This is a genomic window from Limimaricola cinnabarinus LL-001 (genome assembly GCF_000466965.1).
GTDB classification, from domain to species: Bacteria; Pseudomonadota; Alphaproteobacteria; order Rhodobacterales; family Rhodobacteraceae; genus Limimaricola; species Limimaricola cinnabarinus.
Genome location: NZ_BATB01000045.1, coordinates 19215 through 29567 on the forward strand (window position 1 = coordinate 19215; position 10353 = coordinate 29567).

At 67.2% G+C, this 10353-nt stretch carries 8 protein-coding genes and 1 pseudogene; 5 read left to right on the forward strand and 4 right to left on the reverse strand.

Annotated elements, in window-relative coordinates; genetic code table 11:
* Positions 1–137: 137 nt before the first annotated feature.
* Genes MBELCI_RS13660 through MBELCI_RS13670 form a run of 3 tightly spaced genes read right to left on the reverse strand, consistent with a single transcriptional unit; the run spans position 138 to position 3330 of the window.
* On the reverse strand, positions 138–1157 hold the full coding sequence (locus MBELCI_RS13660) for an ABC transporter permease (RefSeq protein WP_021694834.1): 1020 nt from the start codon (positions 1155–1157) through the stop codon (positions 138–140).
* Positions 1154–2674 carry a sugar ABC transporter ATP-binding protein gene (locus MBELCI_RS13665; protein WP_045320181.1) on the reverse strand — a complete coding sequence of 507 codons (1521 nt, stop codon included), beginning with the start codon at positions 2672–2674 and terminating at the stop codon, positions 1154–1156. The genes MBELCI_RS13660 and MBELCI_RS13665 overlap by 4 nt, the downstream gene beginning before the upstream one ends.
* Positions 2671–3330, reverse strand: a complete 660-nt coding sequence (locus tag MBELCI_RS13670) for a DUF2291 family protein (RefSeq protein WP_021694836.1) — start codon at positions 3328–3330, stop codon at positions 2671–2673. The genes MBELCI_RS13665 and MBELCI_RS13670 overlap by 4 nt, the downstream gene beginning before the upstream one ends.
* 450 nt (positions 3331–3780) lie before the next feature.
* Here MBELCI_RS13670 and MBELCI_RS13675 point away from each other — a divergent pair, with 450 nt between their 5' ends.
* The 5 genes from MBELCI_RS13675 to MBELCI_RS13695 are packed head-to-tail and all read left to right on the forward strand — an operon-like array spanning position 3781 to position 8791.
* A complete protein-coding gene (locus tag MBELCI_RS13675; protein ID WP_045320182.1) occupies positions 3781–4743 on the forward strand; it encodes a sugar-binding transcriptional regulator in 963 nt (320 codons plus the stop codon).
* Positions 4744–4765: 22 nt separating this feature from the next.
* Entirely contained in the window at positions 4766–4954 is a 189-nt protein-coding gene (locus MBELCI_RS21815; RefSeq protein ID WP_021694838.1) for a hypothetical protein, read from the forward strand.
* The gene (locus MBELCI_RS13685; RefSeq protein ID WP_021694839.1) at positions 4951–6354 is read left to right on the forward strand and encodes an FGGY-family carbohydrate kinase; all 1404 of its coding nucleotides are present in this window, start codon (positions 4951–4953) and stop codon (positions 6352–6354) included. The genes MBELCI_RS21815 and MBELCI_RS13685 overlap by 4 nt, the downstream gene beginning before the upstream one ends.
* Positions 6351–7859 carry a glycerol-3-phosphate dehydrogenase gene (locus MBELCI_RS13690; RefSeq protein ID WP_021694840.1) on the forward strand — a complete coding sequence of 503 codons (1509 nt, stop codon included), beginning with the start codon at positions 6351–6353 and terminating at the stop codon, positions 7857–7859. The genes MBELCI_RS13685 and MBELCI_RS13690 overlap by 4 nt, the downstream gene beginning before the upstream one ends.
* Positions 7859–8791 (forward strand): sugar phosphate isomerase/epimerase family protein, encoded by a 933-nt coding sequence (locus MBELCI_RS13695; RefSeq protein ID WP_021694841.1) that lies wholly within the window; start codon positions 7859–7861, stop codon positions 8789–8791. The genes MBELCI_RS13690 and MBELCI_RS13695 overlap by 1 nt, the downstream gene beginning before the upstream one ends.
* Before the next feature lie 32 nt (positions 8792–8823).
* On the opposite strand, the pseudogene dhaL reads toward MBELCI_RS13695, so the two are convergent.
* Positions 8824–10294, reverse strand: a pseudogene (gene dhaL / locus MBELCI_RS20475) (dihydroxyacetone kinase subunit DhaL).
* Between the last annotated feature and the right edge of the window lie 59 nt (positions 10295–10353).

The following is a 10353-nucleotide window of genomic DNA, read 5'->3' on the forward strand; positions in this document are numbered from 1 at the left end:
CTGGTGTTGGTCTGCCGGTCTCCCGGCGGTCTTGCGCGCTCAGGCCTTGGTGCCCTGGGTCGCGGAAGTCTTGGGCTTCGCCGCCGAGGGGCGGCGATGGCTGTACTGGATCGAGTTCAGCAGCACGGCGAGTACGATCACGCGCCGGTGAAGACGGTCTGCCAGTAGGAGCTGACGCCGATGATCACGAGGCCATCTGACAAAAAGCCGATCACGAAGGCGCCCAGCAGCGTCCCACGGATGTTACCGCGCCCCCCGGTCAGGGCAGCGCCGCCGATCACCACCGCGGCAATCGCGGTCAGCTCGTAGGTGGTGCCTGCGGTGGGGCCGGCAGAGGTAAGCTGCGAGCTCAGCACCAGGCCCGCGATCGCGGCGCAGATGCCCGACAGCACGTAGACCAGTACCGTGACCCGCTTGACCGGCACACCAGACAGCTCGGCCGCGCGGGCATTGCCGCCGGTGGAGTAGACCCAGCGGCCGAAGGCGGTGCGGTTGAGCAGCAGGCTCGCTCCGAGTGCTACTGCGGCCAGAACCAGCACGCCGATTGGCACATCGAAGACGCGGTTGAAGCCGAGCCAGTCAAAGCCCGTATTGCCGAGCTCGGGTTTGCCGCCGAGATTGTTGTAAGTCAGCCCGTCGGTCATCAGCAGCGCCACGCCGCGCGCGACGTAGAGAAGGCCAAGCGTTGCTACAAAGGCAGGGACTTTGAAGAAGGCGATCAGCACGCCATTGACGAGGCCAACCAGCGCGCCGACCGCGCAGGTCAGGATCACCACGACCCAGACCGGCGGGTAAAGCACCACACCGAAGGCCTCAAAGGACACCCCTTGCATCAGGAAGCCTGCGACAACTCCCGCCAGGCCCAGCGTTGAGCCGACCGAGAGGTCGATGCCCCCCGTCAGGATCACCAACATCATGCCGACCGCGAGCAATCCGAAGATCGCCACGTGGCTGGCCATGATCAGGAAGTTTCCGGTGGAGAAGTAGAACGGCGATAGCATCGAGAATGTGATGATGATCGCGATCAGTGCAAAGAAGGCGCGGCCTTCGAGCAGGAGCCGCCCGAGGTCGAAGCCGTTGCCGAATAGCCCGCGCGCGCGCTTGTGGATGGTGCCGGTGTCGGTCATGGCGATGGCTCCGATGTTGCTGTTGCTCATGCGACCACGGCCTCGCCAGAGGCGGCCATGATCTGCTCTTTGGTGGCGTCAGGGCCGAATTCGGCCGAGATTTTCCCGCGTCGCATGACGATGATGCGATGCGCGATCGACAGGCATTCGCCCACTTCGGAAGTTGAGTAGATCACCGCCAGCCCGCGCTGCGCGCCCTCAGCCAGCAGGCGGAAAACTTCAGCCTTGGCCCCGATGTCGATGCCACGTGAGGGCTCGTCGAGCATCACTACGCGTGGGTTCGTGGCCAGCATCTTGCCGATCACCACTTTCTGCTGGTTGCCCCCCGAAAGCGATCCGATCGCGGCCTGGCCGCCATCGGTCTTGATCGTGACGTCACGGATCGACGCATCGACCAGAACTTTTTCGCGCTTGCGCGAGGTAAACAAACCACGCGTAAAGGCCCCAATCGAGGCTAGAGACAGATTTTCGCCGACACTCATGGTCTGTACCAGCCCGTCGCGCTGCCGGTCCTCGGGTACGAGCACGAGGCCGCGCGCGATACGTTCGGCGATGCTGGCTCGGCCCAGCTCGCGACCCTCCAGAAGCACCCGGCCACCGGACTTCGGCAGCCGTCCCGCTATGCATTCAAGCATCTCGGTGCGGCCCGCGCCCATCAGCCCATAAAGGCAGACGATCTCGCCCGCTCGCAGCTTGAGCGATAGACTGTCGACCGCCGATCGTCCTGTCGCCGAGGCGTCGGGGACACTAAGGCCGTCGATCTCAAGCGCCACCTGGCCTATGGCATGGCCTTCGGGCGGAGAGCCGAGATCGAAGTTCTCTCCGACCATATTGCGGACGATCCATTCGAGGTCGATCTCGGAGCGCGGCGCCCGCGCGGTCATCGTGCCGTCGCGCAGCACTACGGCGTGGTCCGTGATCTGCAAAGCTTCCTCGAGGTGATGCGAGATATAGACGATCGAGACGCCGCGCGCCTTGAGATCGCGGATCACTTTGAACAACACCTCGACCTCCGAGGCCGAGAGCGCCGAGGTCGGCTCATCCATGATCAGGATCCGGGCGTTGACCGAAAGCGCGCGGGCGATCTCAACGACCTGCTGCTGGCCTAGGCGCAAGTCTTCGACTGGAGTAAGTGGATCAATGTCCTCTTCCAGCTCTTCCATCAGGGCGCGAGTCTGGCGCTCCTCCTCGGCGTAGTCGACCCCGGCGGCGGTGGTTATCTCGCGCCCCATGAAGATGTTGTCACGCACGCTCATGTTGGGCGCGAGGCTGAGCTCCTGATGAATAATCGAGATGCCGAGGTCGCGCGCGTCATTGGCGGAATGAAAGCTGACCGGGTGTCCCTCAAGAAGGATATCGCCCGAGGTTGGGCGGATCACGCCCGACAGGATCTTCATCAACGTCGACTTGCCAGCGCCATTCTCGCCGAAAAGCGTCGTGACTTGGCCGCGATGCACATCGAAATTAACCCCCTTGAGGGCCTGCACGCTGCCGTAGGTCTTGGCGACGTTGCGGGCCGAGAGCACGGCTTCTCCTGCGCCACTCATTGGGCCTCGAGCTCCACCGGTGTGATCAGCCAGTTCTTGGGGTTGATCAGTCGGAATGCGCCGACGATCGCGACCTCGCGGCCCGAAAGGGATGCGGTGTCGATGCCGCTCAACACCTCTGCCTTCATCGCGTCGTTGAGTGCGGCGCCGGCGTTTTGGTACTCGATCTGGTTCTTGAACTGGCCGAACTCAATATCGCCGGTAGCATCCCGCAGCTCGGTGCCATTGATTGCGGGGCCGGTCTGCACCCGCACGGTGATCTCTTCGGGCACGTCGGGCACGGCGACGGTATAGATGCCGGATTTTGCCTCGCCCATCGTACCGGTAAACCGCACCGGAATCACCGCGCCGGTGCCGGAACCCACCCCATAGGTCTCGGCGGCGGCAGTGCGGTCAGCCAGCACGGCTTCTGCCAATTCTGCAGCGTCGACGGCGCGATCGCGGATGCTGTCGCGGACGGTCGGGAAAGTCTCGGCGCCGTAGTGTTCAGGCGAGAAGGCCTGCTCGCGCAGATCCTCCTCGGAGCCTAGCACCACCACCTTGGTGTCGAGCGCCATCGCGGCGAGGAGCAAAGTCGTGGCACCGACGGCTGCGGCGATCTTCCAGCCGCCGCGGCGCCGCGATGCGGATATATCGGCCTTCATGGTCATGGTCATGGCTCTGGCCTCCGGATCGGGACGGATCCCGGTGTAACTTACGGGGGCTCACGGCTTGGCGCGGCCCCGATGTAACAGATTGGCTGCGGCGCGTGGCGCCTTCCTCCACTTGCGGCAGTCCGGCCCTCCTGCCGGTTCCGCTGGGCCCAGCAAGAAACTGGACATGTGAAGATAATGTTAAGAAGGCCTCCTCCTGTCAACGATATTATGAAAGAATTTGCGATACAGGCAAAAAAGCGCACCTTTGCTTCATCTGCGGCAGGGGATTATGTCTAACGTACATGGGATATAATAACGGTTCTTGGCTTTAGGCGGGCTCTGCGGGCTACTGCTGTGGGCAGTCAGGGCAAGCCGCTGGTGTGTTATCTGAAGGTTATATAAACTTGACCACTGGGCGGGATTGGTGCAATAAATCTCAGTACAGGAAATTTATTGCAAGGTTTCTGCGCCATGGCGACGACTGCGAAGCGACGCGAGATCGACGAGAGCCTGGCAATCCGGGCGGCCTGGTTGCATTACGCCGGCGGGCTGACCCAAGCTGAGGTGGCCGAACGGATCGGTGTCTCGCCTGTCAAGGCGCACCGGCTGGTCAACTGGGCGGCACAGAACGGTGCAGTAAAGGTCTCTGTGGTCGGCGAGATCGCTGACTGCGTGCGGCTGGAGGCCCAGCTGACTAGGCGATTTGGCCTGCGCGGCTGTGAGGTGGTGCCGGATCTGGGAGAGCCAGGACTGCCGCTGCGGGCGTTAGGCCCCGCGGGCGCAGCTTTCCTGCAGCGTGAGATCGTGCAGCATCCGGGTGGGGTTATTGGTATCGGACATGGGCGGACGCTGGCCGCCGCCGTCGAATCGATGCCACCCTTCGATGCTTTGGGATCGCGCTTCGTGTCGCTCCTGGGCGGTCTGGCGCGCAACTATGCTGCCAACCCTCATGACGTGATGCATCGTCTGGCAGGACGCAGTGGCGCCGAGGCCTATGTACTGCCGCTGCCCTTCTTCGCCAATTCGAGCGCCGACCGCGACGTGTTGCTGGCCCAGCCCGGGGTGCGTGAGGTTTTCGACATGGCCGCGCAGGCCGACCTGATGTTGGTTGGCATCGGCACAACCGAGCCCGACGCGCAATTGGTAGCAAGCCGGATGATCCGCGCGGAGGAGATCAGCGAAGTGACCCGCGGCGGCGCGGTGGGCGAAATCCTAGGCCATTTTCTCGATGCCGAGGGGCGTCCTGTGGCCACCGGGCTCTCGGCGCGTACCGTCGCGCCGGCGCTTGAGGTGCTGCGAGGCCGCCGCGTTGTGGCGCTTGCGGGCGGGCCGGACAAGGTCGCGGCGATCGCAGCGGTGCTGCGGGGCGGCTGGCTTGACGGGCTGATCACCGACGAGGTGACGGCGCAGGCGCTGGCGGCCCTCCCGGAGTAATGGGCGGGCAGGGGAGGAAAGCATGAGCAGAACGACGGATGATCTGATCATCGGCATCGACGCTGGCACATCGGTAATCAAGGCCGTGGGTTTCGACCTTGCGGGACGGCAACTCGCCTCGGCCGCCGTGCCGAACCGCTATGAGACCGGCTCGGGCGGCATTGCCACCCACCGCTGGCAAGGACTTGGGAGGATTGCGCGCAGGCGTTGAGGCTCCTGGGCGAACGCATTCCCCGTCTGCCGGAACGCTGCGCCGCGCTGGCCGTGACCGCGCAGGGTGACGGCACGTGGCTGGTGGGCCGCGATGACGCGCCGGTGGGCGACGCTTGGCTGTGGCTCGACGCGCGTGCCGCACCCAGCGTGTCGCGGCTCAAGAGCGGACCGCTGGAGCGGGCGCGCTTCGAGTCCACGGGGACCGGCCTCAACACCTGCCAGATGGGCGCGCAGATGGCGCATATGGACAATACCGCGCCGGAGCGTTTGGATCATGCCGAGGCGGCCTTGCATTGCAAGGATTGGCTCTATCTGAAGCTTACCGGCATACGCGCTACCGATCCCTCGGAAGCGAGCTTCACCTTCGGTAACTTCCGGACCCGTGCCTACGACGACACGGTCATTGAAGCGCTAGGGCTGGTGCACCGCCGTCACCTGCTGCCCGAGATCGTCGATGGCACCCGCACCACCCATCCGCTGAGCGCGACCGCGGCGGGTGATACAGGCCTCAGAGCCGGTACGCCGGTCAGCCTCGGCCATGTCGATATGGTGATGACCGCACTCGGTGCGGGCGTGCATACCGGCACGCCCGGCGCGGCCTGCTCAACCGTCGGTTCCACCGGTGTGCACATGCGCGCGGTGCGCGACCGCGATGTGGTGTTGAACGATGCGGGCACCGGATATGTCATCGCGCTACCCGCGCCCGGCATGGTCACGCAGGTGCAGACCAACATGGCTGCGACGCTCAACATCGACTGGGCGCTGGCAATGGCTGGCGACCTCCTGGCCGAAATGGGTGTTGAGGCGTCACATGCCGATCTCGTCGCCCGGATCGAGGGCTGGCTCGCGCGCAGTCGCCCCGGCGAGATCCTCTATCATCCCTACATCTCCGAGGCCGGGGAACGCGGCCCCTTCGTCGACGCCGATGCGCGCGCGGGCTTCATCGGGCTGAGCCAAGGCCACCGCTTTCCCGAGCTGATCCGCGCCGTGGTCGAGGGTCTGGGGCTGGCGGCGCGCGACTGTTACGCCGCGATGGGCGTGATGCCCGCCGAGCTGCGGCTGACCGGGGGCGCCGCGCGGTCGCGGGCCCTGCGCGGCGTGCTGGCGGCGGCGACCGGATCCTCGGTGCGGGTCTCGGCCCGCGAGGAAGCCGGCGCGGCCGGGGCCGCAATGATGGCAGCGGTGGCGATCGGTGCCTATCCGGACATGGATGCCTGCATCGCCGAATGGGTGACGCCGCTTCTTGGTGCGCCCGAGCGCCCCGACTCGAAGCTGCGCGACACCTACGCCTCGCTCTTTCCGGCCTATGGAGCGGCCCGCGCCGCGCTGGCACCGGTCTGGGCCGACCTCGCCCAACACAGGGCCGCGATGGCGGCCATTGAAAGGACAGCGACATGACCGACGAGCTCATCGACCTTTTCGTGATCGGCGGCGGCATCAACGGCGCCGGCATCGCCCGCGACGCGGCCGGGCGCGGGCTGCGCGTGGTATTGTGCGAGAAGGACGACCTCGCCGAGGGCACCTCCTCGCGCTCGGGCAAGCTGGTGCATGGCGGGTTGCGCTACCTCGAATATTACGAGTTCCGGCTGGTGCGCGAGGCGCTGATCGAGCGCGAGGTGCTGATGCGCAACGCGCCGCACATCATCTGGCCCTTGCGCTTCGTGCTGCCGCACAGCCCCGAGGACCGGCCCGCTTGGCTGGTGCGGCTGGGGCTGTTCCTCTACGACCATCTCGGCGGCCGCAAGCGGCTGCCCGGCACCCGGACGCTCGACCTGCGCCGCGATCCCGAGGGCGCGCCCATCCTCGACAAATACACCCGCGGCTTCGAATATTCCGACTGCTGGGTCGACGACGCGCGGCTGGTGGTCCTCAACGCCGTCGACGCCGCCGAGCGCGGCGCCGAGGTGCTGACCCGCAGCCCCTGCGTCTCGGCCCGGCGCGAGGACGGCCACTGGGTCGTCACCACCCGCAACGCCGAGACCGGAGTCACGCGCGAGCACCGGGCAAGAGTGCTGGTCAACGCCGCCGGGCCCTGGGTCACCGATGTCGTCCGCCGTGTGGCGGGCGCGAACTCGTCCCGCAACGTCCGGCTGGTCAAGGGCAGCCACATCGTCGTGCCGAAGTTCTGGGAGGGCTCGAACGCCTATCTGGTGCAGAACCACGACAAGCGAGTGATCTTCATCAACCCCTACGAGGGCGACAAGGCGCTGATCGGCACCACCGACGTGGTCTATGAAGGCCGCGCCGAGGAGGTGACCGCCGACGAGGCTGAGATCGAGTACCTGCTGGCGGCGGTGAACCGCTACTTCAAGGAGAAGCTGGCGCGCGAGGACGTGCTCGAAAGCTTCTCGGGGGTGCGGCCGCTGTTCGATGACGGGCAGGGCAACCCCTCGGCGGTGACCCGCGACTATGTCTTCGACCTCGACGAGACCGGCGGCGCGCCGCTTTTGAACGTGTTCGGCGGCAAGATCACCACCTTCCGCGAACTCGCCGAGCGCGGCATGCACAAGCTCGGCGGCATCTTTCCGGGCATGAAGGGTGACTGGACCGAGAACGCGCCGCTGCCGGGCGGCGAGATCGGGAACGCCGATTTTGAGGCCTTCCGCGAGAGCCTGCGCGCCCGCTACCCGTGGATGCCGCGCGATCTGCGGCGGCATTATGCGCGGCTCTACGGCACGAGGATCGACATGGTGGTGGACGGCGCCACCTCGCTGGAGGGACTGGGCCAGCATTTCGGCAGCACGCTCTACGAGGCCGAAGCGCGCTATCTCGCAGCGCACGAATGGGCACGGACCGCCGAGGACGTACTGTGGCGGCGCACCAAGCACCGGCTGCATCTGTCCGAGGCCGAGCAATCCGCCTTCGCCGCCTGGTTTGACGGCACGCTCAGGGAGGCCGCGTGATGGCGCTGACGCTCTCGCTCAACACCAATCCGCTGGTCAACCGCTTCGCCGAAGCCGACGACCTGATCGACACCGTGGCCCGCGACCTGCGCATCCGCAACCTGCAGCTCACGCATGAGTTCATCAACCCGTCCTGGCCCGCCCCGGTGATCCGCCGGTTGGCGCGCGAGATGGACCGCGCGCTGGACCGCACGGGGGTGCGGGTGACCTCGGGCATGACTGGCCCCTATGGCCGCCTCAACCATTTCGGCCATCCGGATTGCGACGTGCGGCGCTATTACGTCGACTGGTTCAAGAGCTTCGCCGACATCATCGGCGATCTGGGCGGGACCTCGGTCGGCACCCAGTTCGCGATCCTGACCTATCGCGATTTCGACGACCCGGCGCGGCGCGAGGAGATGATCCGCATCGCCATCGACTGCTGGGCCGAGGTGGCGGAGCACGCGAAATCGGCGGGGCTCAATTACGTGTTCTGGGAGCCGATGAGCGTCGCCCGCGAGTTCGGGCCGACCATCGCCGAGACCATTGCGCTGCAGGAGCGGCTGTCCGCGACCGGGATGGCGGTGCCGATGTGGATGATGGCCGATATCGACCATGGCGACGTCACCAGCCCGGACCCCGACGACACCGATCCCTATGCCTGGGCGCGGGCGGTACCCGAGGTCTCGCCAATCATCCACATCAAGCAGTCCAAGATGGACAAGGGCGGGCATCGTCCCTTCATTGCCGAGCACAACGCCACCGGCCGGGTGCAGCCCGAGCCGCTGCTCGCGGCGCTGGCCGAGGGTGGCGCGCGCGACAACGAGATCTGCCTCGAGCTGTCCTTCAAGGAGCGCGAGCCGGACGACCGCAACGTGATCCCGGCGATCGCCGAGAGCGTCGCCTTCTGGGCGCCGCATATCGACACCGGGGCGGCGGACCTCAAGCTCTGAGGCGAAAGGGGGCCGCCGCCGCCAATTCCGTATCAGGCGCCGAGCGCCCGGCGCGCCGCGTCGCGGATCGCCTCCAGCATTAGATGCGCCGAAGCCGCGCCGGGGTCCATGTGCCCGAGCGAGCGGGCGCCGAGCTTGGCCGAGCGGCCACGTCGGCTCTCGATCTCGGCGGTGTGGTCGCGGCCCGACCGCGCGCCCTGGCAGGCGGCGTCGAGACAGGCGCCGAGATCGCCGCCGCCCGACAGCGCGGCGCGGGCCTTGGCCGCAGCCGGCAGCCAGGCGTCGATCATCGTCTTGTCGCCGATCTGGGCGCCGCCGCGCGACTGGATGCCCGCCGCCATGCCTTCGATCCAGGCCACCATGCGCGGCGTCGAGGTCGAGCCGGTCGGAGACCGCCTCGCCCGCGCGGCGGAAGGCCGAGGCGTAGAGCGGCCCGGACGACGCGCCGACCGCGTCGAGAAAGGCGCGCGCCATCCGCTCGCAGCTCTCGCTCACCGTTTCGTCCCCGGCCTCGTCGAGCGCGCGCGCCACGGCGGTCCAGCCGATATCCATGGTCACGCCGTGATCGCCGTCGCCGATCACCCCGTCGAGCGCCGACAGCCAGTCGCGCCGCTCGTGGATCGCGGCCCCGGCCGCGCGCATCAGGTCGCGGAACAGCGAGGCATCAACCGCGCCGCCCGAGGCCAGCTGCGAGCGGTCGACCGACGCGCCGCGCCGAGCGCCACCGCCATGGCGCGCGGTGAGCGTGCCCGCGGGCTCAAGCGCGCCCCCGACGCTGAGCGCCGGGCTGCGGCAAGGCGCGTCGAGCAGCGCCTTGAGGTCGGCATCGAGCTTCATCACCGTCACCGAGGCGCCGGCCATCTCGAGCGAAGTGGCAAATTCGCCGACCCGGCTGTGATGGATGCGCACGCCGCGCTCGCGCAGGATCGCCGCCACCTTGCGGTGCAGGATGTAGAGCTCGAGAAGCCCGGTCGCGCCCAACCCGTTGACCAGGAGCGCCACCTCGTCACCCGCATCGAGGCCGAGATCGTCGAGGATCGGAGCCATCAGCTCGGCGGCCACGGCGTCGGCGGGCTCGAGCGGCCCGCGCCGCATCCCCGGCTCGCCATGCAGCCCCATGCCGATCTCCATCTCGTCGGCGCCGATCTCGAAATTCGGCTTGCCGGTCTGCGGCATCGAGCAGGCCGAGAGCGCGACGCCCATCGAGCGGGTGGCGTCGTTGGCGGCGCGGGCGGCGGCGAGGCAGGCGTCGAGGTCGCGGCCCGCATCGGCGGCCGCGCCCGCGACCTTGAACACGAACACATCGCCGGCGATGCCGCGCCGCTCGGCCTCGCGGCCCTTGGGCGCCGAGGCCACGTCATCGGTTACCGCGAGCGAGCGGGCCGGGGTGCCCATTGCCTCGCATTCCTCGGCGGCCATGTCGAAATTCATCACGTCGCCGGTGTAGTTGCCATAGAGGAACAGCACCCCCGCGCCGCCATCGACGGCGCGGGCGGCGTCCATGATCTGCTCCGGGCTCGGCGAGGCGAAGACGTTGCCGACGGCGGCGGCGTCCGCCAGCC

Coding starts and splice junctions, on each gene's coding strand:
- MBELCI_RS13665 (WP_045320181.1), bottom strand. CDS start 2,674: ATGAGTGGCGCAGGAGAAGCCGTGCTCTCGGCCCGCAACGTCGCCAAG.
- MBELCI_RS13695 (WP_021694841.1), top strand. CDS start 7,859: ATGGCGCTGACGCTCTCGCTCAACACCAATCCGCTGGTCAACCGCTTC.
- MBELCI_RS13660 (WP_021694834.1), bottom strand. CDS start 1,157: ATGAGCAACAGCAACATCGGAGCCATCGCCATGACCGACACCGGCACC.
- MBELCI_RS13670 (WP_021694836.1), bottom strand. CDS start 3,330: ATGACCATGACCATGAAGGCCGATATATCCGCATCGCGGCGCCGCGGC.
- MBELCI_RS13690 (WP_021694840.1), top strand. CDS start 6,351: ATGACCGACGAGCTCATCGACCTTTTCGTGATCGGCGGCGGCATCAAC.
- MBELCI_RS13675 (WP_045320182.1), top strand. CDS start 3,781: ATGGCGACGACTGCGAAGCGACGCGAGATCGACGAGAGCCTGGCAATC.
- MBELCI_RS21815 (WP_021694838.1), top strand. CDS start 4,766: ATGAGCAGAACGACGGATGATCTGATCATCGGCATCGACGCTGGCACA.